General features: G+C 69.7%; 24 protein-coding genes. 18 read left to right on the top strand and 6 right to left on the bottom strand.

The features are described from left to right. Window positions 1–60 precede the first annotated feature (60 nt). From rsmD to MD221_RS05995, 8 genes are all read left to right on the top strand, one after another. Window positions 61–693, top strand: a complete 633-nt coding sequence (rsmD, locus tag MD221_RS06030; protein WP_242108527.1) for a 16S rRNA (guanine(966)-N(2))-methyltransferase RsmD — start codon at window positions 61–63, stop codon at window positions 691–693. Then, a complete protein-coding gene (gene coaD, locus MD221_RS06025; protein WP_242108526.1) occupies window positions 690–1208 on the top strand; it encodes a pantetheine-phosphate adenylyltransferase in 519 nt (172 codons plus the stop codon). Before rsmD ends, coaD begins: the two co-directional genes overlap by 4 nt. An 18-nt stretch (window positions 1209–1226) precedes the next feature. Next, window positions 1227–1718, top strand: coding sequence for a hypothetical protein (locus MD221_RS06020; protein WP_242108525.1), 492 nt, complete (start codon window positions 1227–1229; stop codon window positions 1716–1718). A gap of 174 nt (window positions 1719–1892) precedes the next feature. Continuing rightward, a complete protein-coding gene (locus MD221_RS06015) occupies window positions 1893–2210 on the top strand; it encodes a YfhL family 4Fe-4S dicluster ferredoxin (protein ID WP_242108523.1) in 318 nt (105 codons plus the stop codon). A gap of 145 nt (window positions 2211–2355) precedes the next feature. Further along, the gene (ggt, locus tag MD221_RS06010) at window positions 2356–4092 is read left to right on the top strand and encodes a gamma-glutamyltransferase (RefSeq protein WP_242108521.1); all 1737 of its coding nucleotides are present in this window, start codon (window positions 2356–2358) and stop codon (window positions 4090–4092) included. Window positions 4093–4160: 68 nt separating this feature from the next. Further along, complete coding sequence (locus tag MD221_RS06005; RefSeq protein WP_242108520.1) at window positions 4161–4736, top strand: hypothetical protein; 576 nt, start codon at window positions 4161–4163, stop codon at window positions 4734–4736. 87 nt (window positions 4737–4823) lie between these two features. After that, window positions 4824–5726: an MBL fold metallo-hydrolase gene (locus MD221_RS06000; protein WP_242108518.1), complete on the top strand. Its 903-nt coding sequence runs from the start codon at window positions 4824–4826 to the stop codon at window positions 5724–5726. Then, on the top strand, window positions 5726–6778 hold the full coding sequence (locus MD221_RS05995; RefSeq protein ID WP_242108516.1) for a TMEM43 family protein: 1053 nt from the start codon (window positions 5726–5728) through the stop codon (window positions 6776–6778). Before MD221_RS06000 ends, MD221_RS05995 begins: the two co-directional genes overlap by 1 nt. Window positions 6779–6817: 39 nt before the next feature. On the opposite strand, the gene upp is transcribed toward MD221_RS05995, so the two are convergent. Further along, window positions 6818–7450: a uracil phosphoribosyltransferase gene (upp, locus tag MD221_RS05990; protein WP_242108514.1), complete on the bottom strand. Its 633-nt coding sequence runs from the start codon at window positions 7448–7450 to the stop codon at window positions 6818–6820. Between the two features lie 117 nt (window positions 7451–7567). Beyond that, window positions 7568–9085, bottom strand: coding sequence for an aminotransferase class III-fold pyridoxal phosphate-dependent enzyme (locus tag MD221_RS05985; RefSeq protein ID WP_242108512.1), 1518 nt, complete (start codon window positions 9083–9085; stop codon window positions 7568–7570). Window positions 9086–9215: 130 nt separating this feature from the next. On the opposite strand from MD221_RS05985, the gene MD221_RS05980 reads away from it, so the two are divergent. From MD221_RS05980 to secF, 6 genes are all read left to right on the top strand, one after another. Then, window positions 9216–9647 (top strand): Lrp/AsnC family transcriptional regulator, encoded by a 432-nt coding sequence (locus tag MD221_RS05980; protein ID WP_242108510.1) that lies wholly within the window; start codon window positions 9216–9218, stop codon window positions 9645–9647. A gap of 76 nt (window positions 9648–9723) precedes the next feature. Beyond that, window positions 9724–10758 carry a tRNA preQ1(34) S-adenosylmethionine ribosyltransferase-isomerase QueA gene (gene queA / locus MD221_RS05975; RefSeq protein ID WP_242108509.1) on the top strand — a complete coding sequence of 345 codons (1035 nt, stop codon included), beginning with the start codon at window positions 9724–9726 and terminating at the stop codon, window positions 10756–10758. Window positions 10759–10864: 106 nt separating this feature from the next. Next, a complete protein-coding gene (tgt, locus tag MD221_RS05970) occupies window positions 10865–11983 on the top strand; it encodes a tRNA guanosine(34) transglycosylase Tgt (RefSeq protein WP_242108507.1) in 1119 nt (372 codons plus the stop codon). 238 nt (window positions 11984–12221) lie between these two features. Continuing rightward, the gene (gene yajC, locus MD221_RS05965; RefSeq protein ID WP_242108505.1) at window positions 12222–12572 is read left to right on the top strand and encodes a preprotein translocase subunit YajC; all 351 of its coding nucleotides are present in this window, start codon (window positions 12222–12224) and stop codon (window positions 12570–12572) included. Between the two features lie 103 nt (window positions 12573–12675). Beyond that, entirely contained in the window at window positions 12676–14541 is a 1866-nt protein-coding gene (secD, locus tag MD221_RS05960; RefSeq protein ID WP_242108503.1) for a protein translocase subunit SecD, read from the top strand. A gap of 64 nt (window positions 14542–14605) precedes the next feature. Then, on the top strand, window positions 14606–15571 hold the full coding sequence (gene secF / locus MD221_RS05955) for a protein translocase subunit SecF (RefSeq protein ID WP_242108502.1): 966 nt from the start codon (window positions 14606–14608) through the stop codon (window positions 15569–15571). 45 nt (window positions 15572–15616) lie between these two features. Here secF and MD221_RS05950 read toward each other — a convergent pair whose 3' ends face one another. Further along, window positions 15617–16408, bottom strand: a complete 792-nt coding sequence (locus MD221_RS05950) for a DODA-type extradiol aromatic ring-opening family dioxygenase (RefSeq protein ID WP_242108501.1) — start codon at window positions 16406–16408, stop codon at window positions 15617–15619. Between the two features lie 186 nt (window positions 16409–16594). Here MD221_RS05950 and MD221_RS05945 point away from each other — a divergent pair, with 186 nt between their 5' ends. From MD221_RS05945 to MD221_RS05930, 4 genes are all read left to right on the top strand, one after another. Further along, entirely contained in the window at window positions 16595–18046 is a 1452-nt protein-coding gene (locus MD221_RS05945; protein WP_242108500.1) for a bifunctional 2-methylcitrate dehydratase/aconitate hydratase, read from the top strand. 190 nt (window positions 18047–18236) lie between these two features. After that, complete coding sequence (locus tag MD221_RS05940; protein WP_242108499.1) at window positions 18237–19343, top strand: OmpA family protein; 1107 nt, start codon at window positions 18237–18239, stop codon at window positions 19341–19343. 210 nt (window positions 19344–19553) lie between these two features. Next, window positions 19554–20057: a hypothetical protein gene (locus MD221_RS05935; protein WP_339328411.1), complete on the top strand. Its 504-nt coding sequence runs from the start codon at window positions 19554–19556 to the stop codon at window positions 20055–20057. A gap of 201 nt (window positions 20058–20258) precedes the next feature. Beyond that, a complete protein-coding gene (locus MD221_RS05930) occupies window positions 20259–21005 on the top strand; it encodes a pseudouridine synthase (RefSeq protein WP_242108498.1) in 747 nt (248 codons plus the stop codon). A gap of 39 nt (window positions 21006–21044) precedes the next feature. On the opposite strand, the gene kbl is transcribed toward MD221_RS05930, so the two are convergent. From kbl to tdh, 3 genes are all read right to left on the bottom strand, one after another. Continuing rightward, window positions 21045–22238 carry a glycine C-acetyltransferase gene (gene kbl / locus MD221_RS05925; protein WP_242108497.1) on the bottom strand — a complete coding sequence of 398 codons (1194 nt, stop codon included), beginning with the start codon at window positions 22236–22238 and terminating at the stop codon, window positions 21045–21047. A gap of 62 nt (window positions 22239–22300) precedes the next feature. Beyond that, window positions 22301–22603, bottom strand: coding sequence for a hypothetical protein (locus MD221_RS05920; RefSeq protein WP_242108496.1), 303 nt, complete (start codon window positions 22601–22603; stop codon window positions 22301–22303). Window positions 22604–22616: 13 nt separating this feature from the next. After that, window positions 22617–23639 (bottom strand): L-threonine 3-dehydrogenase, encoded by a 1023-nt coding sequence (gene tdh, locus MD221_RS05915; protein ID WP_242108607.1) that lies wholly within the window; start codon window positions 23637–23639, stop codon window positions 22617–22619. Between the last annotated feature and the right edge of the window lie 84 nt (window positions 23640–23723).

The raw sequence follows: 23723 nt of genomic DNA, 5'->3' as shown, positions 1-23723 counted from the left end.
GACGCACACCGCAGCACGTTCCCGAACAGCACGTCCCCCAAGGACACGCCCCGAGCCCGCATGAGCAAGCCGGTCCCGTCGAGGCCTGCCGCGCGGTCCGCGCCGGGCAGCGTGCGCATCATCGGCGGCCGCTGGCGCGGCACGCGCCTGCCGGTGGCCGACGCGCCGGGGCTGCGGCCGACCTCGGACCGCGCGCGCGAGACCCTGTTCAACTGGCTGCAGCCGATGCTGCCCGGCGCGCGTGCGCTCGATCTGTTCGCCGGCAGCGGCGCCCTCGGCCTGGAGGCGCTGTCGCGCGGCGCGCGCGAGGCCCTGCTGGTGGAGCGCGACCCGACGCTGGCGAGCGCGCTGCGCGAGAACGTGGAGCGGTTGCGGGCCGGCGACGTCGCCCGGGTCGCGCAGGCCGACGCGCTGGCGCTGCTGCGCACGCCGCTGCAGGGCCGCTTCGATCTGGTGTTCCTCGATCCGCCCTTCGCCGACGGACTGTGGCGGGAGGCGCTGGCGCTGCTGCCGCCATGGCTGGCGGACGAGGCCTGGCTGTACCTGGAGAGTCCCGCCGACCAGGCCGTGGAAGCCGGGCCGGAATGGCGGCTGCATCGCGAAGGCGGCAGCCGCGAGGCGCGTCATGCCCTCTACCGTTGGCGGGGCGGCGGCGCTGATACACTGGCGCGAATCCCTGGAGGCGCCCAATGAGCGTGGCCCGCACCCGAATCGCGGTCTATCCCGGCACTTTCGATCCGATCACCAGCGGCCACGTCGACCTGGTCGACCGCGCCGCGCCGCTGTTCGAGCGCCTGGTGATCGGCGTCGCCGAGAGCCCGAGCAAGGGGCCGGCGCTGCCGCTGGCGCTGCGCGTGGACCTGGCCCGCGAGGCGCTCGCGCACCATGCCCATGTCGAGGTGCGCGGCTTCAACTCGCTGCTTGCGCATTTCGTCAACGAGGTCGGCGGCGGCGTGCTGCTGCGCGGACTGCGCGCGGTGTCCGATTTCGAATACGAGTTCCAGCTGGCCAGCATGAACCGCCATCTCATCCCGCACGTCGAGACGCTGTTCCTGACCCCGGCCGAGCAGTACGGCTTCATTTCTTCCTCGCTGGTGCGTGAGATCTCGCGCCTGGGCGGCGACGTCTCCGGCTTCGTGCCGCCGGCCGTCGCCAGGGCGCTGCAGGAAGAACGCAAACGTTCCATGCCCCAATCCAATACGACCTGATCCCATAGGGGAAATACCATGAAAATCCTGACCCGCCTGATGCTCATCGCCTGCCTCGTGCTGCCCTTCGCGGCGTGCAAGAAGGAGGAAGCGCCCAAGGAAGCCGTCAAGGCGCCGCTGCCCGCACCCACCACCGACGACGCCACGCAGTGGCGCGCCTACATCTCCGACGTGGTGACCCGCAACAGCCCGGCCGACCTGGCCAACCAGCCCTACGTCTACCTGCTGCCCGGCGAAAGCACCGCGGACTTCCAGGGCAGCTACGAGCGCCTGCTGGAGAAGGCCAAGACCGACGTGGCGCGCGGCATCGTCAGCGGCAACATGCTGGCCTACGCCTCGCCGGCCTCGGCCAAGATCGCCGACATCGTGGTGGAGTCCTTCAAGGAAGTGCCGGCCGGCACCATGAAGGGCGTACGCGTGCTGTTCGTCGGCAAGGCCGAGGACAACGAGCGCGTCAAGGCGGCCGTCACGCCGGCCGGCGTGGAGTATGTGTTCGTCGAGGCGAAGTGACCGCCGCCGCGTCCGCGGCGACGGCAAGGCAACATTCCCTTTCCCGCCCGGCGGGGAAGGGCGAGAGCGGGAAGACGGGCGCCGCCGGCGTCCGTTCTTTCCCGCGATCCCTTCGGCCCGAGGCGTGAGCGGAGCGAAGGGACTGCCGGTGCAATGACGGGCTGAAGTGTCGCGATGTCGCTGAAAATCAACGAGCTGTGCGTCAACTGCGACGTCTGCGAACCGGCCTGCCCCAACCAGGCGATCTCGCAGGGCGAGACCATCTACGTGATCGATCCGGCGCGCTGCACCGAATGCGTCGGCCACTTCGACGAGCCGCAATGCGTGGTGGTCTGTCCGGTGGAATGCATCGACCCCGATCCGGCGTTCCCGGAAAGCCAGGAACAGCTGCTGGCGAAACTGCGCCGGCTGCAGGAGAGTGAGCAGGCGCCGTCGACGCCTGCGAATGCCCTGCCAGGGATGGCCGGGCCGGACGACCCGAAAGCCGCATAGCCGCGCCATGGACGGCATCGAACGGACGGCATCCAAATGTGTTCACGGCACGGCGGTATTCTGCAGGAACCGGACGACCCGAAAGCCGTCTAGCCGCGCCATGGACGGCATTCCGACGCACCGATAGCATCCGCGAGGACCCCGCATGAAATTGCTCCCGAAACTTGTCCTGCCATTGATCCTGGCCTTCGCGCCGGTCCTGGCGGCACAACAGAAGGACGCCAACGCCGGGCGGCAGCCGCCCGGCGCCGCCATCGCCTCCGGCCACGCGCTGGCCACCGAGGCCGGCCTGCAGATCCTGCGCGAGGGCGGCAACGCCTTCGACGCCGCGGTGGCGGTGTCCTCGACGCTGTCGGTGGTCGAGCCGATCAGCTCCGGCCTGGGCGGCGGCGGTTTCTTCCTGCTGCACGAGGCCAAGAGCGGGCGCGACCTGTTCCTCGACGCACGCGAGGTGGCGCCGCGTTCCGCCACGCCCGAGGCCTTCCTCGACAAGGACGGCAACCTGGATTCCGACCGCGCCGAGAACGGACCCTGGTCGGCGGGCATCCCGGGGCTTCCGGCGGCACTGGTGGAACTGGCGGACAAGCACGGCCGTCTGCCGCTGAAGGCCTCGCTGCAGCCGGCGATCCGCATCGCCGAGCAGGGCTTCCCGGTCTACGCGCGCATGGCCCGCGGCTACGCCTCGCGCCGCGAAGTGATGGACCGCTACCCCGGCACGCGTGCGGTGTACTCGCCGGACGGAAAACCCATCCAGGAGGGCGACCTGTTCAAGCAGCCCGACCTGGCGCGCACGCTGCGCGCGCTGGCCGACAGGGGCTTCGACGGCTTCTACCGCGGCGATGTCGCCGAGAAGCTGCTCAAGGGCGTGAAGGACGAGGGCGGCGTCTGGACCGCCGAGGAACTCGCCGGCTACCGCGTGCGCGAGCGCGCGCCGATCGTCTTCGACTACCGCGGCTGGAAGATCACCACCGCGCCGCCGCCGTCCTCGGGCGGCATCGCACTGGCCAGCATGCTGCAGATCCTGGAAGGCTGGGACCTGTCCAAGCTCGACGAACCGCACCGCATCCACCTGGTGGTGGAGGCGATGCGGCGCGCCTACCGCGACCGCACCTTCTACCTCGGCGATCCGGATTTCGTGAAGATTCCGCAGCGCACGCTGACCAGCCGCGACTACGCCGCCGGCCTGCGCGCCACCATCAATCCCGACAAGGCCACGCCCAGCGACCTGCTCTCGGGCCAGCAGACGCCGCTGGAGGACGAGGAGACCACGCATTTCTCGATCATCGACGCCGAGGGCAACCGCGTCGCCGGCACGCAGACGGTGAACCTGCTGTACGGCTCGGGCCTGATCGCGCCGGGCACCGGCGTGCTGCTCAACGACGAGATGGACGATTTCGCGCTCAAGCCCGGCACGCCCAACGCCTTCGGCGTGATGGGCTTCGACGCCAACGCGCCCAAGCCGGGCAAGCGCATGCTCAGTTCGATGACGCCCACCTTCATGGAATCCGCGGACAAGGTGGCCGTGCTCGGCACCCCCGGCGGCAGCCGCATCATCACCATGGTGCTGCTCGGCGTGCTCGGCTACGACGCCGGCCTGGACGCGCAGGCCGTGGCGGCGCTGCCGCGCTACCACCACCAGTGGCTGCCGGACGTCATCCAGGCCGAGGGCAACGCCTTTTCGGCGCAGACCGCCTCGGCCCTGCGGGCGATGGGCCACCAGGTCGACCTGCCGGGCGACAGTGCCGCGGGCGGGCGCGGCTCCAGCCACGTCTGGGGCAACCTGCAGACGGTGGAGTGGGACAAGGCGAAGGGCGTGCTTTCCGGCGGCAGCGATCCGCGCAACCCCGTCGGGGCGGCTAAGATTGCACAATCGGCGCGGTGACGGAATGCCGCTCATGGGGGGAGCATGTTCTACGTCGAAATCCTGATCTTCCTGGCCGGTGCCGCTCGATGACGGGCGACCCTTCCGGCAAGCCCTGGTACGCCCGCGTGCCGGCCCTGGCCGCCGCCGGCGTCGCCTTCCTCGTCGCGCTGACCACCCTGGTCAAGAACGTCAGCGACATGTGGGCGGAGAAGTCGGCGCCCGCCTCGACGCCGCCCGCGGCCGCGCCGGCCAAGCCCGAGCCGGTGGCCGCCGCGCCGCAGAAGATCGCGGTGACGCTGACGCTGCAGAAGATCGAGGTGGTCGACGACGGCAGCAACGGCAGTACCACCTGGTCGTTCGCGGTGGAGGCGGGCGGGCAGCCGCTGTTCGAACTGGCGCCGCGCGACTACAACGACAACGAGCGCGAGGTGACGCCGCGCGGCAGCGATCCGTCGCTGGCGCGCGTGGTGCTGGTGCCGGGGCAGGAGATGCTGATCAAGGTGACGGGCCGCTCGCCCGGCGTGATCGGCAGGACGGTGCTCGCCAGCGGCAGCGCGATGCTGGCCGGCGACGGCGCGCTGGCGCCGGTGAAGGTGCAGGCCGAGAACGGCCGCGCCGGCAGCTTCGTCTTCCATTTCGCCACCGCCACGGCCGCGCAGTAGCGCCGGCGGCGGCGCGACGCACCGTTCCGGCGCCGCCGGGCGCTCCGCTCTCGCGGCGCTAACGCCGCCGGGCTTATCCTTGTCGACATGAAACTCTGGTCCATTCTCGGCAACAGTCAGCGGCTCGACGGCGGCGCGATGTTCGGCAACGCGCCGCGCGCGATGTGGGAGCACTGGATCGCGCCCGACGCGCAGAACCGCATTCCCCTGGCCTGCCGCGCGCTGCTGGCAAGTCCGCTCAACGGCAAGACCGTGCTGTTCGAGACCGGCATCGGCGCGTTCTTCGAGCCGAAGCTGCGCGAGCGCTACGGCGTGGTCGAGGAACGCCACGTGCTGCTCGACTCCCTGCGCGCCGCCGGCTTCGAGCACGAGGACATCGACGTGGTGGTGCTCTCGCACCTGCACTTCGACCACGCCGGCGGGCTGCTGGCGCCGTGGGCGGAGGGACGCGCGCCGGCGCTGCTGTTTCCCAATGCCGTGTTCGTGGTCGGCGCCGAGCAGTGGCAGCGCGCGCGCCATCCGCATGCGCGGGACCGCGCCAGCTACATCGCCGAGCTGCCGGACCTGCTGGAGGCCAGCGGGCGCCTGGAGATCGTCCGGGGCGAGCGCGCGCAGGCGTTGGGCGGGACCGTGCGCTTCCACTACAGCGACGGGCATACCCCGGGCCTGATGCTGGCCGAGATCGAGGGGCCGGTGCATGCCGATTCGGCGCAGGCGGACGCCGCGCCGCACGGCGGCGTGGTGTTCTGCGCCGACCTGGTGCCGGGCAAGCCCTGGGTGCACGTGCCGATCACCATGGGCTACGACCGCAACGCCGAGCTGCTGATCGACGAGAAGCGTGCCTTCCTGGAAGACAAGCTGGCGCGCAACGTGCACCTGTTCTTCACCCACGACCCCGGCTGCGCGCTGGCGCAGGTCACGCGCGACGCCAAGGGCCGCTTCGGCACCGCGCACGAGGTCGCGGAACTGCAGGCGAGGACGCTGGGCTGATGACGCGGGCGACGGCGGGACGCCGGGGAATCGCAAGCCTGTTCTGGATGCGCAGCCTGGCGCTGCTCGCGTTGTGCGTGGCCGGCGCCGCGCCGGCGCAGACTTCGCAAGAGCAAGCCTCGCCGCAGATCGCCAAGGCGCCGCGCGATGCCGACTTCGGCGTGAGCACGCGCCAGGCCGGCCTGCAGCGCCAGGTACGGATGTACCAGTGGACGCTGCAGGACGGGCAGTACCGCAAGGCCTGGCGCGAGACGCCGGTGGATTCCGCCGCCTTCGCGCCCGGCCACGACAATCCGAAGACGATGCCGCTGCGCAGCCGCGAATGGCTGGCGCGGACCACCCTGGAAGGCGAGCCGCTGGACGAGGCCCTGCTGCTCCGTCTGGGCGAATGGCGCGCCTTCCGGCCGAATTTCTCCATGCTGCCCGGCAACATGGCGGCGACCTTCCAGCCGGAGGGCGAGGGGCTGGGCAGCGCCGAGAATCCGCTGGCGCCGCAGGTCGGCGACCTGCGCGTCACCTGGCGCGAGCTGGCGCTGCCGTCGTTGCAGGGCAGGCTTGCGATGGACACGCAAGGCCGATGGGAGCTGGTCGCGCCGCCCCCGGTTGCCGACGGGACGGCGGCAGGCACCGATTCGGAGACGGGCGGGCATGCGGGCGGGCGGATCCCGAGGATCACGCTGCTGTTCGCGGCGCTGCACGCCCTGCTGCTGGTCGCCCTGGCCGGGTCGGTGTCCGCCTATCGCTTGCGCAACCGGATCGGCATCGGCGACGGCGGCGACGCGCGGCTGGCGCGGCGCATTCGCGTGCATGCCAACTTCGCCGAGTACGTGCCGACGGCATTGTTGTTGCTGCTGCTCCTGGAAGTGTCCGGCCTGCCGGCGCCATGGCTGTGGGCATTCGGCGCCACGCTGCTGCTGGGCCGTCTCCTGCACGCCATCGGCCTGGGGCGCAGCGCCGGCAAGACCTTCGGGCGCTTCTGCGGTATCGGGCTCACCTGGCTGGCGTTGGCTGCGATGGCCTGTGCGGGCCTGTGGCTGGCGTTGCGCGGCTAGAGGCGCCGGCGCGAGGCCGGGCGGCTTCGGGCGGGCCTGCTATTCGACGCGCGTGCCGAAGATCTTGTCGCCGGCATCGCCCAGGCCCGGCAGGATGTAGCCCTTTTCGTTGAGCCGCTCGTCGATGGAGGCGACGTACACCTCCACGTCCGGATGCGCGGCTTCCAGCGCCTGCAGGCCTTCCGGCGCCGCCACCAGGAACAGGCCCTTGATGCGCGCGGCGCCCGCGGCCTTGAGCATGTCGACGGTGGCGATCAGCGTGCCGCCGGTGGCGAGCATGGGGTCGAGGATCAGGGCGATGCGGTCCTGCATGTCGCCGACCAGGTTCTCGTAGTAGGGCATCGCCGCCAGCGAGGCCTCGTCGCGCTTGATGCCGACCACGCTCACCTTGGCGGCCGGGATCAGCTCAAGCACGCCGGGCAGCATGCCGATGCCCGCGCGCAGGATCGGCACCAGGGTGATCTTGCGGCCCTTGATCCGGCGCACCTGCACCGGCCCGGCCCAGCCGTCGATCTGCGCGTCCTCGGTCTCCAGGTCGGCCGTCGCCTCGTAGGTGAGCAGGGTCGCCACCTCGGCGGAGAGTTCGCGAAAGGTCTTGGTGCTGTTGTCGGCGCGGCGCATCAGGCCGAGCTTGTGCTGCACGAGGGGGTGGCGGACTTCGACGGTCTTCATGGCGGGCTCGGCGGTGGGGCAGGCGTGCACGGCGGGAACGCGCGCGGCCCGTGCCGCCCGCGTTCGGGAAGTATCCGCTATCGGCCGCGCCGCGGCATCCGCGGCGCGGCGGTGCCGCTACGCCGCGGCGGCCCGGCTCTCGTCGGCATGCCGCTGTTGCGGGCCTTCCAGCAGCGCGCGCTTGACCAGCGACACGATCAGGTCGATTTCCTCGCTGCTCACGCCGAACACCGGCGTGAAGCGCAGCGAGTTCTCGCCGCCGTGGATCACGCCCATGCCGTGCTCGCGCAGCCATTCCTCGCTGGAGCCGGTGCCGTAGCCCTTGAAGCGCGGGTCGAGCTCGCAGGAGAACAGCAGGCCGGTGCCCTGGACCTTGGTGATCAGGCCGCCGAGCTCGGCCTTGAGCTTCTCCAGCTTCTCCACCGCTTCCTGGCCGCGTTCGCGCACGTTGCGGCGCAGTTCCGGCGTGAGCATCTCCAGCACGGCGCAGGCCACCTCGAGCGCGCGCGGGTTGCTGGTCATGGTGTTGCCGTAGGTGCCGCGCCTGTAGATGCCGGCGGCGCGCTCGCCCACGGCGAGCACCGACAGCGGGTACTGGCCGGCATTGAGCGCCTTGGAATAGGTCTCCATGTCCGGCGCCTCGAGCTGCTCGAAGCCGGGGTAGTCGACGATCGACAGCACGCCGTGCGCGCGCAGGCCGGCCTGGATCGAGTCGACCAGCAGCAGCGCGCCGTGCGCCCTGGTGAGCTCGCGCGCGGCGGCGTAGAAGGCCGGCGGCACGCTGCGGCCGGGGTCGCCTTCGCCCATCACCGGCTCCAGGAACATCGCCTCGATGAACCAGCCGTTGCGCTCGGCGTCGGCGAACACCAGCTTGAGCGCATCGATGTCGTAGGGCGGGATGGCGATCACCGACTCCTCGCCGCGATAGCTGGCCAGGAACTGCATGTAGCTCTTGCGGCTGGAATCGGAATACAGCGCCGGACGGTCGGTGCGGCCGTGGAAGCTGCCCTTCACCACCAGGCGCTTGATCTGGCGGCCGGCATGCTTGGCGCCCGGGTCGGTCATGGTCTTGGTGTTGGTGTCGGCGATGCGCGCGGCCAGGGTCACCGATTCGGAACCGGAGTTCAGGCACATGAAAGCGGCATAGGGACAGCCGTCGGCGCGCGTGTGCCCGATCTCCTTGCGCAGCGCGCGCTCGAAGCGCAGCTGGGCGAGGTTGGGGGTCATCACGTTGGCCATCGCCTGCGGGCGCGCCATGGCCTCGAGCACCGGCTGGGGCGTGTGGCCGAAGCCGAGCATGCCGTAGCCGCCGGTGTCGTAGACCACCGCGCCCTTGAGCGTGACGATCCAGCAGCCGCGCGCGGCCAGCGCCACGTAGGGGTTCACGCCGTCCTGCGGATAGAAGTTGACGAAGCCGGCCTGCACGGCCTGCGCCTGCGCGTCCTCGTCGAGGTCGAGCAGGTCGGCGAAGGCGTCCTTCAGCCGGGCGTATTCGGCGGCCGCGGCCTCGATGGCGGCCCCCAGGTCGGGGTGCGTGGCGGCGAACCGGAGGATGGTGGCGTCGTCCAGGCCCGGGGTGCGACGGCGGCCCGGGTGGGCGCGGAGCGGGGCGAGGGCGTCGATCAGGGTCGTCATGGCGGCCTCCCGTTTGGCAAGAATTTTCAGGGTAACCCGCTATTATCCGGGTTGGTTCGTCGTTTAATAGAGGCAATCTGAAAGAAATGCCGCTATATTTCGGCGAATCGCCGAAAAAGTGCCTTGCCGGATGAAGATCACGCCCTCCGACCAGCAGCTCCTGTCCCTGCTGCGCGAGAACGCGCGCGCACCGACCGCCGAGATCGCCCGCCGCCTCGGGTTGTCGCGGACCACCGTGCAGAGCCGGATCGAGCGGCTGGAGCGCCAGGGCGTGATCGCCGGCTACACCGTGCGCGTGCCCGGCGACCTCGAGCGCAACCTGGTCCGCGCGCACATCATGATCGCGGTGCAGCCCAAGCAGATGGTCGCGGTCACCAAGGCGCTCAAGGCCATGCCGGAACTGCGGCTGCTGCACTCGGTGACCGGCGCCTACGACCTGATCGCCCTGGGGGTGGTGTCCACGCTGGGCGAGATGGACGTGCTCACCGACCGGATCGGCGTCATCGACGGCGTGGAGCGGACCACCTCGGCGCTGATCCTGTCCACCAAGTTCGAGCGCTGACCGGTGCGCCGGCCGCCGCGCGCGAGCGGCTAAAATAGCGGATTGACCGAGCCTGGCCCTGCCGAAGAAAGCGGACTTGAAGAAATCGGATTTCCACTACGTGCTGCCGCCCGAGCTGATCGCGCAAGCCCCGCTCGCCGAGCGTTCGGCGAGCCGCCTGCTGGTCGTGCCGCCGGAGGGCGAGCTCGCCGATCGCCGGGTGCGCGAGCTGCCGTCGCTGCTGCGTGCCGGCGACCTGCTGGTGTTCAACGACACGCGGGTGATCCCGGCGCGGCTGTTCGGCCACAAGCGCGGCAGCGGCGGGCGTGTCGAGATCCTGATCGAGCGCCTGCTGCCGGGCAACGAGGCGCGCGCGCAGGTCGGCGCCAGCAAGTCGCCGAAGATCGGCGGCGTGATCGAGCTGGACGGCGGCGGCGAAGCCGAGGTGCTGCAGCGCGACGGCGAGTTCTACCACTTGCGCTTCCGCGTCGAGGATGCGCTGGAGTCCTGGCTGCTGCGCGTCGGGCGCCTGCCGCTGCCGCCGTACATCCGCCGGGAGCCGGGCGCGGACGACGCGGAGCGCTACCAGACCGTGTTCGCCCGCCAGGTCGGCGCGGTCGCCGCGCCGACCGCCGGCCTGCATTTCGACGATGCCCTGCTCGAGGCGCTGCGAGCGGGCGGCATCGCGTTCGGCCACGTGACCCTGCACGTGGGCGCCGGCACCTTCCAGCCGGTGCGCGTGGACGACGTGCGCGAGCACCGCATGCACAGCGAATGGCTCAACGTCGGTGCCGAGCTGGTCGAGCAGATCCGCAAGACCCGCGCCGCCGGCGGCCGCGTGGTCGCGGTCGGCACGACGGTGGTGCGCGCGCTGGAGGCGGCGATGCAGCAGGGCGAACTGCTGCCCTTCGCCGGCGAGACGCGCATCTTCATCCTCCCCGGCTACCGCATCCGCTCGGTGGATGCGCTGCTGACCAATTTCCATCTCCCGGAGTCGACCTTGCTGATGCTGGTTTCCGCGTTCGCCGGCAAGGCGCGCGTGTTCGCCGCCTACGAGCACGCGGTGCGCGAGCGCTACCGCTTCTTCTCCTATGGCGATGCGATGCTGTTGTTCCCGGAGCAGGCGCAGTGAATCCGGCGCATTCTTCCGGCCGCCGTTCCTGCGGCTTTCCGCGGCCCAACGGCTGGCCAGGCGGGAGCGGCGGGGCACGGACGGCCGTTCGGGCCAGGGCCGCCGCATGAGCCGCATGTCGTTCGAACTGCTGGGCAACGACGGCGCCGCGCGCCGCGGCCGCCTGACCTTCCCGCGCGGCACGGTGGAGACGCCGGCCTTCATGCCGGTGGGCACCTACGGTTCGGTGAAGGGCGTGCTGCCCGAGCAGGTGCGCGCGCTCGGCGCGCAGATCGTCCTCGGCAACACCTTCCACCTCTACCTGCGGCCGGGGCTGGAGGTGATCGAGGCGCACGGCGGCCTGCACGGCTTCTCGCGCTGGGACGGCCCCATCCTCACCGACTCGGGCGGCTTCCAGGTGTTCTCGCTGGCGCACCGGCGCAAGATCAGCGAAGCGGGCGTCACCTTCGCCGCGCCCACCGACGGCTCCACCGTGTTCCTCGGGCCCGAGGAAAGCATGCGCATCCAGAAGACGCTCGATTCGGACATCGTGATGATCTTCGACGAGTGCACGCCCTATCCGGCGACCGAGGAGGTGGCGCGCAAGTCGATGGAGCTGTCGCTGCGCTGGGCCGAGCGCAGCCGGCGCGCGCACGAGGGCAACGACGCGGCGCTGTTCGGCATCGTGCAGGGCGGCGTGCATCGCGCCCTGCGCACGCGCTCGGCGGACGGGCTGAAGCAGATCGGCTTCGACGGCTACGCCATCGGCGGACTGGCGGTGGGCGAGCCGGAGGCCGAGCGCAACGCCATGCTCGAGCACACCTGCCCGCAGCTGCCGGCCGACCGGCCGCGCTACCTGATGGGCGTGGGGCGTCCGGAGGACCTGGTCGAGGCGGTGGCGCGCGGCGTGGACATGTTCGATTGCGTGATGCCCACCCGCAATGCCCGCAACGGCCATTACTTCACTTCCGCCGGCACGGTGCGCATCCGCAACGCCAAGTACGAGCGCGACACCGGGCCGATCGAGGCCGGCTGCGGCTGCTACGCCTGCAGCCATGGCTACAGCCGCGCCTACCTGCGCCACCTGGACCGCTGCAACGAGATGCTGGCGCCCATTCTCGGCACCCTGCACAACCTCTGGCACTACCAGCGGCTGATGGCGCGGATGCGCGCGGCCATCGAGGCGGGAACCTTTGCCGACTTCCGGGAGTCCTTCTACGCAGCCAGAGCGAAGGACCACGGCTAGCCGACGCCCGTCGGCATCGCCGCGGCCCCCAACGCCCGGCCGCGGGATGGCCGGACCGGCGACCCGGGGCGGGGCGGTCCGCCGGGGAGGGCGTCGCGGCCGCCGGAGGCGTTTCCGGGCGCGGCCGTGTGAAGCCAAGCCCCGGGCGGCATGGCATACTCCCAAAGTTTGCGGGTCCCTCCGCAAAGGCCCGCGCGTCCCGGTGCGGACTTTCAAATTCAGCCAGTGGAACCCAGTAATGAGCCCGCTCGACCTGCTAGACCTCGTGATTTCCCCCGCCCATGCGCAGGCCGCCGCGCCGGCGCCCGCCGGCGGCGGTCTCAGTGTTTTCATCCTGCCGCTGGTGCTGCTCGCGGTGATGTACTTCATCATGATCCGCCCGCAGATGAAGCGGCAGAAGGAGCATCGCGCGATGCTCGACAAGCTCGCCCCGGGCGACGAGGTCATCACCAGCGGCGGCATCGCCGGCGTGGTGCGCGAGATCGGCGACAGCTTCATCTCCGTCGAGATCGCCGACAACGTGCGCGTGCGCGTGCAGAAGGGCGCCGTCGGCAACGTGCTGCCCAAGGGCACGCTGAAGTCCGCCTGATCCCGCCGTTCCTCCCGGGCGCGGCAGGCCGCGTCCGGTTCCGAATCCCAACGATGCGCAGGCCGCCCGATCCGTCACGGAACGGCGCCATGGAAGTATCCCGATGCTCGAGTTTCCACGCTGGAAGTACATTCTCATCCTGGCGGTGGTGCTGATCAGCGCGCTGTACGCGCTGCCCAACATCTACCCGCAGGATCCCTCGGTGCAGGTCACCGCGAGCCGCGGCGCCACCGTCGACGACGCGCTGCGCCTGAAGGTGGAGAACACGCTCAAGACCGCCGGCATCGCGCCGAAGTCGGTCGCGATCGAGGACAGCAACCTGCTGGTGCGCCTGCCGGCGCTCGACGCGCAGACCAAGGCGGCCGACGCGCTGCGTCCGGCGCTGGGCGAGAACTACGTGGTCGCGCTCAATCTCGCCTCGACCGTGCCGTCTTGGCTGGACAAGCTGTTCGCACGGCCGATGCTGCTCGGCCTCGACCTGCAGGGCGGCGTGCACTTCCTGCTGCAGGTCGACCAGAAGGCCGCGCTCGACAAGCGCCTGGACGCCTATGCCGAGGACGTGCGCGTGGCGCTGCGCGATGCCCGCATCGGCTACGAGTCCGTGGAGCGCCGCAACGACAACAGCATCCGCGTCGCCCTGACCCAGGGCGGCGACCCCGCCAAGGCGCGCGAGGCCATCGGCAAGTCCCTGGCCACCTTGCAGGTGACGCTCGAGGACGGCGCGCTGGTCGCGCGCGTCCCCGACGCCGAGCTCAACCAGATCGTGCTGAGCGCGATCGAGCAGAACGTCGGCACGCTGCGCAACCGCATCAACGAGATCGGCGTGGCCGAGCCGATCATCCAGCGCCAGGGTACCGACCGCGTGGTGGTGCAGCTGCCCGGCGTGCAGGACACGGCGCAGGCCAAGCGCATCATCGGCGCCACCGCCACCCTCGAGTATCGCGCCGTGGTCGACGGCAACGCCTTCGACGCCGTTTCCACCGGCAAGGTGCCGCCGGACGCGCGCGTGTACTACCGCAAGGAGACCGGCCTGGACGGCAAGCCGATGCCGGTGCTGCTGAGCAAGCGCGTGATCGCCACCGGCGAGCAGCTGGTCGACGCCAAGTACCAGATCGATCCGCAGAGCGGCACGCCCTCGGTGCAGGTGACGCTCAACGGCCCCGGCGGCCAGCGCATGTTCGACTTCACCAGCCAGAACGTCGGCAAGCCGATGGCGGTGGTGTACATCGAGCGCATTCCCGAGACCAAGATCGTCGACGGCAAGGAGGTGCGCAGCACCCGCACCGTCGAGCAGGTCATCAACGTCGCCACCATCCAGGGCGTGTTCGGCAAGAACTTCCAGACCACCGGCCTGGAGAGCCCGCGCTTCGCCCAGGACCTCGCCCTGCAGCTGCGCGCCGGTTCGCTGGCCGCGCCCATGGACTTCGTCGAGGAGCGCGTGGTCGGCCCCAGCCTCGGCAAGGAGAACGTCGAGCGCGGCACCCAGGCGGTGCTGTACTCGTTCCTGTTCGCGCTGGCGTTCTTCCTGATCTACTACCGCATGTTCGGCGTGATCACCTGCCTGGCGCTGCTGCTGAACCTGCTGATGGTGATCGCGGTGATGTCGGTGTTCGGCGCCACCATGACGCTGCCCGGCTTCGCCGGCCTGGCCCTGTCGGTGGGCATGTCGGTGGACGCGAACGTGCTGATCAACGAGCGCATCCGCGAGGAGCTGCGTGCGGGCATGCCGCCCAAGACCGCGATCGCGACCGGCTACGACAAGGCCTCCGGCACCATCTTCGACTCCAACATGACCGCGCTGCTGGCGGGCATCGCCCTGTTCGCCTTCGGCACCGGCCCGCTGAAGGGCTTCGCCGTGACCATGATCGTGGGCATCCTGACTTCGGTCTTCACCGCCGTCACCGTTTCGCGCGCGCTGGCCACCTTGCTCTACGGCCGCCGCAAGAAACTGAAGACCTTGGCGATTTAATGCGAATCCTTCGCAAGAGCCCGCGCATCCGTGTGCGGACTTTCCAAAAAAAGCGAATCGCTCTATGAAAATTTTTCCTCTACATCTCATCCCGAACGACACCAACGTCAACTTCATGCGGCTGCGCTGGCTGTCGATCGGCATCGCCACGGCGCTGGCGGTGGTCGCGGTGTGGGCGATCGCCTTCAAGGGCTTCAACTTCGCCCTGGACTTCACCGGCGGCACCCTGGTCGAGCTGCATTTCGACAAGCCCGTGGAAGTGGACGCGATGCGCGAGCGCATCGAGGGCGCCGGCTACACCAGCGCCCAGGTGCAAAGCTACGGCAGCAGCAGCGATCTGCTGGTGCGCCTGCAGGCGCGCGACGGCGCCACCACCTCGGCGGCGAGCAATACGGTCGCGGCCGAGGTGCTGAAGGTGGTGTCCACGGCCGAGAACCCGGCCAGGATCGCGCGCTCGGAATTCGTCGGCCCGCAGGTCGGCGCGGACCTGGCCAAGAACGCCTTCTACGCGCTGGCCTTCGTGATCGTCGGCTTCCTGATCTACATCGCCTTCCGCTTCGAGTGGAAGTTCGCGGTGGCGGCGATCCTGACCACGCTGCACGACGTGCTGATCGTGGCCGGCTTCTTCGCGCTCACCGGACGCGAGTTCGACCTCACCGTGCTGGCGGGCCTGCTGTCGGTGATGGGCTACTCGATCAACGACACCATCGTGGTGTTCGACCGCGTGCGCGAGAATTTCCGCAACCTGCGCGCCGAGCCGGTCGAGGTGCTCAACCGCTCGGTCAACCAGACGCTCTCGCGCACCATCATCACCTCGTTCGTGGCCTTCCTCACCGTGCTGGCGCTGTACATCTACGGCGGCGGCTCGCTGGAAGGCATGGCGATCTCGCAGATGCTGGGCATCGTGATCGGCACCATCTCCTCGATCTTCATCGCCTGCCCGCTGCTGACCATGGCCTTCATGAAGGTCACCAAGCAGGACCTGATGCCGAAGGCCAAGGACCTGGAAGCGCTCGCGCGCCGCCCGTAAGCTTCCTGCGCGGCGGCCGGGTCGCTCCGGCCGCCGCGTCGCCGCTCATTCGAAGGCGAACGCGTCCAGCGCCAGCGTGCCGAACTCGTGCGAGCGGTGCAGGCGGCGCGTCGCCGCCATGTCGCCGCCGGCGCCCATCGCCACGAACAGCGGCATCAGGTGCTCGGTGGTGGGGTGCGCGCGCCGCGCATGCGGGGCCTGCCGTTCCCAGTCGAGCAGGGCGGCGTGGTCGCCCGCGTCCAGGCGCTGCGACATCCATTCGGCGAATTCCCGCGCCCACGGCGCCAGCGGCGCCTCGCGGTGCCGCCAGTCCAGCTCGCCCAGGTTGTGGACGAAGCCCCCCGAGCCGATCACCAGCACGCCTTCCGCGCGCAGCGGCGCCAGCGCGCGACCGAGTGCGTGGTGCCAGGCGGCGTCGCGGTCCGGGCTGACCGACAGCGGCACCACCGGGATGTCGGCGTCCGGATACATGCGCCTGAGCGGCACCCAGACGCCATGGTCCAGGCCCTGGCGCGGGCGCAGCGAGGGCGGCAGGCCGGCCGCCTCCAGCCGTCCGGCGATCTCGGCGGCCAGCGCCGGCGCGCCCGGGGCGGGGTAGGCGATCCGGTAGAGATGGGGCGGAAACCCGCCGAAGTCGTGGACGGTCTCCGGACGCGGCGCCGCGCCGAGCGCGGCGCCGGGGGCCGCGAAGTGCGCGGAGGCGACCACCAGGGCGCGCGGGCGCGGCCAGCGCGCGCCCAGGCCGTCCAGGAAGCGGCCGGCGGGAGAGTCCTCGGTCGCCAGCATCGGCGAGCCGTGGGAGAGGAACAGCGCGGGCAGGCGGGTCGAGGTATCCATGACGGGACGATGGCGCCCGGACCGGCGCGCCACAAGCGCGGCCGATGGCCCGCAGCGTTGTGCCGGAGACGCGCTCGGAGCGCCGGCGGAGGCGTGCAGGACGCCGATCGCGGGCCGCCAGGCGGCCGATGCGGCCGGCTCTGGCAAAATAGGCGGCTTCCTCCACTCCGACCTCCAGAGCCGCCGATGAGCCACGCCGATATCCGTTCCGCCGTCCGTCCGAAACCCGACCAGCCGATGGTCGACATCGCGGACTACGTCATCGACTACAAGATCGACTCGGCCGAGGCTTACGACACCGCCCGCTACATGCTGCTGGACTCGCTGGCCTGCGCGATGCTGGCGATGAAGTTCCCCGATTGCGTCAAGCACCTGGGCCCGCTGGTGCCCGGCGGCGAGCTGCCCGGCGGCGCGCGCGTGCCCGGCACCGGCTTCGAGCTCGATCCGGTCCAGGCCGCCTTCAACATCGGCACCCTGGTGCGCTGGCTGGACTTCAACGACACCTGGCTGGCCGCCGAGTGGGGCCATCCCTCCGACAACCTCGGCACCATCCTCGCCGTGGGCGACTACCTCTCGCGCAAGGCGGAGAAGGAAGGCGGCAAGGGCCTGACCGTGCGCGACGCCCTGGGCTGGGCGATCAAGGCGCACGAGATCCAGGGCGTCTACGCCCTGCAGAACTCCTTCAACCGCGTTGGCCTGGATCACGTGATCCTGGTCCGCCTGGCCTCCACCGCCGTGGCCACCGCCATGCTCGGCGGCGACAAGGAGGCGGTGACCACCGCCGTCTCGCACTCCTGGATCGACAACGGCGTGCTGCGCACCTACCGCCATGCCCCGAACACCGGCCCGCGCAAGAGCTGGGCGGCGGGCGACGCCTGCCGCCGCGCCGTCATCCACGCACTCAACGCCGCGCACAAGAAGGTGGTGGGGTATCCGAGCGCGCTCTCGGCCAAGACCTGGGGCTTCTACGACATCGCCTTCAAGGGCAAGGAGTTCCAGTTCGAGCGGCCGTTCGGCAGCTACGTGATGGAGAACGTCCTGTTCAAGATCAGCTTCCCGGCCGAGTTCCACGCCCAGACGGCCGTGGAATGCGCCATGCAGCTGCACGGCCAGGTCAAGGACCGTATCGGCGAGATCGAGAAGATCGTGATCGAGACCCAGGAAGCGGGCGTGCGCATCATCGACAAGACCGGCCCCCTGGCCAACTACGCCGACCGCGACCACTGCATCCAGTACATGGTCGCCGTGCCGCTGATCTTCGGCCGCCTCACCGCGGCCGACTACAACGACGACGTGGCCGCCGATCCGCGCATCGACGCCCTGCGCGAGAAGATGACCGTCCAGGAGAACCCACAGTTCACCAAGGACTACTTCGACCCCGACAAGCGCTACATCGGCAACTCGGTGCAGGTTTTCTTCAAGGACGGCAGCAGCACGGAGAAGGTGTCCATCGACTACCCGATCGGCCACCGCAAGCGCCGCGGGGAGGGCATCCCGGTGCTGCTGGCCAAGTGCGAGGCGGCGCTGCGGGCGCACCTGCCGGCCGGCCAGGTCGACCGCCTGATGGCGCTGGCGGCCGATCCGGCGGCCCTGGACGCGCTCCCGCTTTCCGATTTCATTCAGCTATATCAACAATAATGTTGAACCGAGCTTCAGCTGGGGGATGCCTTTTCGGCTTGGCTTCCCCTAACTGTTATGGTAGCGTTAACAACGCCTTCACACGGCAGGCAATAGTCTGCGCGGCGAGGGCAGGCAGACCAGCTGTCTCAATCTAAGAAGTAGAAACTGCTACACCGCTTTTTTCCCCTTGATCTAGGAGCTGAACCCAATGAACAAGAAACTCCTTTGTGCCGCACTGCTGTGTGGTCTGGGCGTGGCCCAGGCGGCCAGCGCGCAGGAGTTCGACGACCGCTGGTACCTGACCGGTAGCGTCGGCTACAACTTCCAGGACAACGATCGCAAGACCGACGATGCCCCGTTCGGCACCATCGGCCTCGGCAAGTTCATCAGCCCGAACTGGTCGCTTGACGGCGAGCTGAACTATCAGAACCCGAACTTCGACTCCAGCAAGGTCGGCTACGGCGAAGACCTGAACTGGAGCCAGTACGGCATCTCGTTCGACGCCCGCTACCACTTCATCAAGGAAGGCCGCGGCTGGAACCCCTACCTGCTGTTCGGTCTGGGCATGCAGCGCGTGGAAGAAGAGTTCGACACCACGCCGGACCCGAACTCCCCCGGCCAGCGCCGCGACAACAACCTCGCCGCCAAGGTGGGCGTGGGTCTGCAGACCACCTTCACCAAGCGCGTCGCCGTGCGCGCCGAAGTGGCCTACCGTGCCGACTTCGACGACCAGAGCTTCAACGCTCCGCAGGAAGACTGGTTCGGTGACATCCTCGCCTCGGTTGGCGTCGTGATCCCGCTGGGTCCGGCCCCGACTGCCCCCGTTGCTCCGCCGCCGGTCGCCGACAACTGCGCCGACAAGGACGACGACGGCGACGGCGTCAACAACTGCGACGACAAGTGCCCCGGTTCGCAGGCTGGCCAGACCATCGGTCCGGACGGCTGCCCGGTGCCGGTCTCGATCGACCTGAAGGGCGTGAACTTCGACTTCGACAAGTCGACCCTGCGTCCGGACGCCGTCTCGATCCTCAACGAGGCCGTCGAGATCCTGAAGCGCTATCCGGATCTGAAGGTCGAGGTCGCCGGTCACACCGACTCGAAGGGTACCGACGCCTACAACCAGAAGCTCTCCGAGCGTCGCGCCAAGGCCGTGTACGACTACCTGACCAGCAACGGCGTCGACGCCGGTCGCCTGGTTGGCCCGGTCGGCTACGGCGAGACCCGCCCGATCGCTCCGAACACCAACCCGGATGGTTCGGACAATCCGGAAGGTCGTGCGAAGAACCGTCGCACCGAGCTGAACGTCCAGAACTAAGCGTCAGGACGCTTCCGCAAGCGTCCGGCTCCGGCCGGACGCCCAGGAAGAAGCGATACGAAGAAGCCCGGCCTCGCGCCGGGCTTCTTTTTTGTTGGTCGTCCGGGTTTGGTGCGCGAAACCTCATGTAAAACATCAACAAGGGTGCGCAAGGGTTGCCGCATGCTTCGCCCGCGCCTACACTCCCCGGACCATTCGCGAGGGGTCGCCATGCGCAAGACGTTGTTGGTTCTGTGTTGTTTCGCCGTTCCCGGTCTCGCGCAGGCGATCGATTGCTCGAACGTGGGCGTGCCCAGGGCCGCGCCGCTGCAGCCGACCGTGCTGTCGCCGATCTCCACGGAACTGGCCACCCCTTCGTACCGCATCGGCGGCGCCGGCAGCGTGCTGTCGGCGGCCTACGACGAATCGCAGTCGCTGGACCAGGTGCTGCTGCGCCTGCGCATCGAGGGCTGTGCCAACGTCGCCAAGGCCATCCCCGCGCCGAGCGCGATCAACCCCAACGACCCGGCGGCCTACAAGCCGCAGACCGAGTTCGACAACACGCCCTGGCGCTTCGACATGAGCCAGAACGGCAAGCGCATGACCGCCGAGGAGTTCGACGCCTGGATGAAGGCGCGCGGCGTGCGCGTGGCGAAGGGCAACGGCGCCCCGGCCGCCGCGCCTGCACAGCCTGCACCGGCGCCGGCGCCTGCCGAGGAAACGAAGAAGCCCTGATCCGGGAGCGGGTGGCCTGACGGCGCCGCTTCCGGCTGGACGTTGCTGAGCGGTCGTTCTTCAGCGGATCGTATTCAACGCATCGTTTCGTCATGCCCCGTGGCCGGGCATCGCCCGGAACCGCGCCTTCACCCGCGTCGCGGGACCGCGTGCCGCTTCGAGGCTGGCCGCCGGCCGTCGCGCCCTGCAAGCTAGCGGCCCATGTGTGCACTCCGTAGAACGCCCGCCACGCCCCGTCACGGGCTGGCGCGCGTGCTTTCCAAGCGCGGCGTCTGCTCGCGCACCGAGGCCGCCGCCTGGATTCGCGCCGGGCGGGTCATGCTCGATGGACGGGTGGTTCGCGATCCCGAGCATCCGACCGCGCTGGATGCCGCGGCGATCCTGGTCGACGGGCAATCCCTGGCGGCGCCCGCGCGGCGCTACCTGATGCTCAACAAGCCGCGCGGCCTGGTCACCACGGCCGCCGACGAGCGCGGCCGCGCGACCGTCTACCGCTGCTTCGACGGCGCCGGGCTGGGGTGGATCGCGCCGGTGGGGCGCCTGGACAAGGCCAGCGAAGGCCTGCTGCTGTTCAGCAACGACCCGGCCTGGGCCGCGTGCATCACCGATCCCGACACCGGGCCGGAGAAGACCTATCACGTCCAGGTCGATGCGATCCCGGGGCCGGCGCTGCTGTCGGCGCTGACGGACGGTATCGACGCCGGCGGCGAACGCCTGCGCGCGCGTTCGGCGACGCTGCTGCGCCAGGGCGACCGGCACGCCTGGCTGGAGATCGTGCTGGAGGAGGGGCGCAACCGGCAGATCCGGCGCATGCTCGAGGCGGCCGACCTCGCGGTGCTGCGCCTGGTGCGCGTGGCGATCGGGGGAATTGCCTTGGGCGCGCTGGCCAAGGGCGCCTGGCGCGAACTCGAGGCGGAGGAGATCGCGGCGCTGTCGGGGCGCGGGTGAGGCGGCCGGAATGTCCGGCCGCCGGTATCGCACGACCGATCAGCCCTTCAGCACGCCGAGCTCGCGGCCGATGCGGACGAAGGCGTCGATGGCGCGGTCCAGGTGCTCGCGGGTGTGGGCGGCGCTCATCTGCGTGCGGATGCGGGCCTGGCCCTTGGGCACGACCGGGAAGAAGAAGCCGATGGCGTAGATGCCTTCTTCCAGCAGGCGCGCGGCGAACTTCTGCGCCAGCGGCGCGTCGTAGAGCATCACCGGGCTGATCGGATGCGTGCCGGGCTTGAGGTCGAAGCCGGCCGCGGCCATCTTCTCGCGGAAATAGGCGGTGTTCTCGGCCAGGCGCACGCGCAGGTCGCCGGCGGCCTCGAGCATCTCGAAGGCCTTGATGCCGGCCGCGACCACGTGCGGCGGCAGCGAATTGGAGAACAGGTAGGGGCGCGAGCGCTGGCGCAGCAGCTCGACCACTTCCTTCTTCGCCGTGGTGAAGCCGCCCAGGGCGCCGCCCATGGCCTTGCCGAGGGTGCCGGTGAAGATGTCGATGCGGTCCAGCACGCCCTTCACCTCGGCCGAGCCGCGGCCGGTGCTGCCGAGGAAGCCGGTGGCGTGGCATTCGTCGATGTGCACCAGGGCGCCGTATTTCTTCGCCAGCGCGGTGATCTCGTCGAGCGGGGCGATGAAGCCGTCCATCGAGAACACGCCGTCGGTGGAGATCAGCTTGGTGCGCGCGCCGGCCGCGTCGGCCGCCTGCAGCTGCGCTTCCAGGTCCGCCATGTCGCAGTTGGCGTAGCGGAAGCGCTTGGCCTTGCACAGGCGCACGCCGTCGATGATCGAGGCGTGGTTGAGGGCGTCGGAGATGATCGCGTCCTCCTCGCCCAGCAGCGGCTCGTACAGGCCGCCGTTGGCGTCGAAGCAGGCGGCGTAGAGGATGGTGTCCTCGGTGCCGAAGAAGTCGGCGATGGTCTTCTCCAACTGCTTGTGCAGATCCTGGGTGCCGCAGATGAAGCGCACCGAGGCCATGCCGAAGCCGTGCGTGTCCAGCGCGTCCTTGGCCGCCTGGATCACGTCGGGATGGTCGGCCAGGCCCAGGTAGTTGTTGGCGCAGAAATTCAGCACGGTACGGCCGTCGGCGAGGGTGATCTGCGCCGACTGCGGGCTGGTGATGATGCGCTCGGACTTGAACAGCCCCTGGTCGCGGATTTCCTCGAGGGTGTCGGCGTAGCGTTGCGTCAGGGACATGGAAGGCTCGTCTGGATGTCGGGAGGAAGTCGGTGCGGAGCGTGCGGCCGCCCGTGAAGCGTCTAGCGGGGTTTTTCCCCGCCGTAGGCCTCGTCGCTGCGCGGCGCATCGGGCAATTGCCGGTCGAGCGACTGGCGGTAGCGGATGCAGCCGCGCAGGAACTCGGGCCAGGCGGGGACGGCGGGTGCCGGATCGGTCCGGTCCGGGAGCAGGGACCACAGGTCGGGATGGTGCCAGCACAGGTCGTGGCCGGTGCTGTCGCGATGGGTGCGGATGCCCTGGCGCAGCCTGCGCACCTCGGCGGCAAGCTGCTCGCGCGTCATGCCGTCGAGGTCCTCGTCCAGCCGGGCGTCGGGCGCGGCCATCGCCGATCCTCCGTCAGTTCCAGCTCAGGACCACCTTGCCGGCCTTGCCCGATTCCATCAGGTCGAAGCCCTTCTGGAATTCGTCCACCGGCAGCTGATGCGTGAGCACCTTGCCGAGCGGGAAGCCGGAAAGCACCAGCTGGGTCATCTTGTACCAGGTCTCGTACATGCGGCGCCCGTAGATGCCGTGCAGGGTCAGGCCCTTGAAGATGATCTTGTCCCAGTCCACGCCGGCGCCCTTGGGCAGGATGCCGAGCAGGGCGATCTTGCCGCCGTGGTACATGCAGTCGAGCATGTCGCCGAAGGCGCGCGGGTTGCCGCTCATCTCCAGGCCGACATCGAAGCCTTCCATGTGCAGGTCGCTCATCACGTCCTTCAGCGACTGGTTGGAGACGTTGACCACGCGCGTGGCGCCCATGTCGGCGGCGAGCTTGAGGCGGTAGTCGTTGACGTCGGTCACCACCACGTTGCGCGCGCCGATGTACTTGCAGATGCCGGCGGCCATCACCCCGATCGGGCCGGCGCCGGTGATCAGCACGTCCTCGCCGACCACGTCGAATTCCAGGGCGCAGTGCGCGGCGTTGCCGTAGGGATCGAAGAAGGCGGCCAGCTCGGACGGGATCTGGTCGGGGATCGGCCACAGGTTGCTGGCCGGCATCACCAGGTACTCGGCGAAGGCGCCGTTGCGGGTGACGCCGATGCCGACGGTGTTCGGGCACAGGTGCTGCTTGCCGGCGCGGCAGTTGCGGCAATGGCCGCAGACGATGTGGCCCTCGGCGGACACGCGCTGGCCGACGGTATAGCCGCTCACGCCGGGACCGATCTGCACGACGCGGCCGACGAACTCGTGGCCGATCACCAGGCCGGGCTTGATGGTGCGCTGGCTCCATTCGTCCCACAGGTAGATGTGCAGGTCGGTGCCGCAGATCGCGGTCTTCTCCAGCCGGATCAGCACTTCGTTGGGGCCGGGCGTGGGCACCGGCACCTCCTCCATCCAGATGCCCTTGGCGGCTTCGCGCTTGACCAGCGCCTTCATGCTGGAGGGGAGCTGCGCGGGCGTGGATTGCAGGGACGTTTGCGACATGGCGTGCCGGAGTGGGGAGGTCGGAAAGAGGGCGCC

Origin of the sequence: Luteimonas aquatica, assembly GCF_022662575.1 — a bacterium.
GTDB classification, from domain to species: domain Bacteria; phylum Pseudomonadota; class Gammaproteobacteria; order Xanthomonadales; family Xanthomonadaceae; genus Luteimonas; species Luteimonas aquatica.
The sequence above is the reverse complement of the archived record's forward strand: the minus strand, read 5'-3'. Positions and strand labels throughout refer to the sequence as shown.

What these genes read in the sequence shown, in the direction of transcription:
- rsmD (WP_242108527.1), top strand. Translation starts at nt 61, where the DNA reads ATGAGCAAGCCGGTCCCGTCGAGGCCTGCCGCGCGGTCCGCGCCGGGC.
- coaD (WP_242108526.1), top strand. Translation starts at nt 690, where the DNA reads ATGAGCGTGGCCCGCACCCGAATCGCGGTCTATCCCGGCACTTTCGAT.
- MD221_RS06020 (WP_242108525.1), top strand. Translation starts at nt 1,227, where the DNA reads ATGAAAATCCTGACCCGCCTGATGCTCATCGCCTGCCTCGTGCTGCCC.
- MD221_RS06015 (WP_242108523.1), top strand. Translation starts at nt 1,893, where the DNA reads ATGTCGCTGAAAATCAACGAGCTGTGCGTCAACTGCGACGTCTGCGAA.
- ggt (WP_242108521.1), top strand. Translation starts at nt 2,356, where the DNA reads ATGAAATTGCTCCCGAAACTTGTCCTGCCATTGATCCTGGCCTTCGCG.
- MD221_RS06005 (WP_242108520.1), top strand. Translation starts at nt 4,161, where the DNA reads ATGACGGGCGACCCTTCCGGCAAGCCCTGGTACGCCCGCGTGCCGGCC.
- MD221_RS06000 (WP_242108518.1), top strand. Translation starts at nt 4,824, where the DNA reads ATGAAACTCTGGTCCATTCTCGGCAACAGTCAGCGGCTCGACGGCGGC.
- MD221_RS05995 (WP_242108516.1), top strand. Translation starts at nt 5,726, where the DNA reads ATGACGCGGGCGACGGCGGGACGCCGGGGAATCGCAAGCCTGTTCTGG.
- upp (WP_242108514.1), bottom strand. Translation starts at nt 7,450, where the DNA reads ATGAAGACCGTCGAAGTCCGCCACCCCCTCGTGCAGCACAAGCTCGGC.
- MD221_RS05985 (WP_242108512.1), bottom strand. Translation starts at nt 9,085, where the DNA reads ATGACGACCCTGATCGACGCCCTCGCCCCGCTCCGCGCCCACCCGGGC.
- MD221_RS05980 (WP_242108510.1), top strand. Translation starts at nt 9,216, where the DNA reads ATGAAGATCACGCCCTCCGACCAGCAGCTCCTGTCCCTGCTGCGCGAG.
- tgt (WP_242108507.1), top strand. Translation starts at nt 10,865, where the DNA reads ATGAGCCGCATGTCGTTCGAACTGCTGGGCAACGACGGCGCCGCGCGC.
- yajC (WP_242108505.1), top strand. Translation starts at nt 12,222, where the DNA reads ATGAGCCCGCTCGACCTGCTAGACCTCGTGATTTCCCCCGCCCATGCG.
- secD (WP_242108503.1), top strand. Translation starts at nt 12,676, where the DNA reads ATGCTCGAGTTTCCACGCTGGAAGTACATTCTCATCCTGGCGGTGGTG.
- secF (WP_242108502.1), top strand. Translation starts at nt 14,606, where the DNA reads ATGAAAATTTTTCCTCTACATCTCATCCCGAACGACACCAACGTCAAC.
- MD221_RS05950 (WP_242108501.1), bottom strand. Translation starts at nt 16,408, where the DNA reads ATGGATACCTCGACCCGCCTGCCCGCGCTGTTCCTCTCCCACGGCTCG.
- MD221_RS05945 (WP_242108500.1), top strand. Translation starts at nt 16,595, where the DNA reads ATGAGCCACGCCGATATCCGTTCCGCCGTCCGTCCGAAACCCGACCAG.
- MD221_RS05940 (WP_242108499.1), top strand. Translation starts at nt 18,237, where the DNA reads ATGAACAAGAAACTCCTTTGTGCCGCACTGCTGTGTGGTCTGGGCGTG.
- MD221_RS05935 (WP_339328411.1), top strand. Translation starts at nt 19,554, where the DNA reads ATGCGCAAGACGTTGTTGGTTCTGTGTTGTTTCGCCGTTCCCGGTCTC.
- MD221_RS05930 (WP_242108498.1), top strand. Translation starts at nt 20,259, where the DNA reads ATGTGTGCACTCCGTAGAACGCCCGCCACGCCCCGTCACGGGCTGGCG.
- kbl (WP_242108497.1), bottom strand. Translation starts at nt 22,238, where the DNA reads ATGTCCCTGACGCAACGCTACGCCGACACCCTCGAGGAAATCCGCGAC.
- MD221_RS05920 (WP_242108496.1), bottom strand. Translation starts at nt 22,603, where the DNA reads ATGGCCGCGCCCGACGCCCGGCTGGACGAGGACCTCGACGGCATGACG.
- tdh (WP_242108607.1), bottom strand. Translation starts at nt 23,639, where the DNA reads ATGAAGGCGCTGGTCAAGCGCGAAGCCGCCAAGGGCATCTGGATGGAG.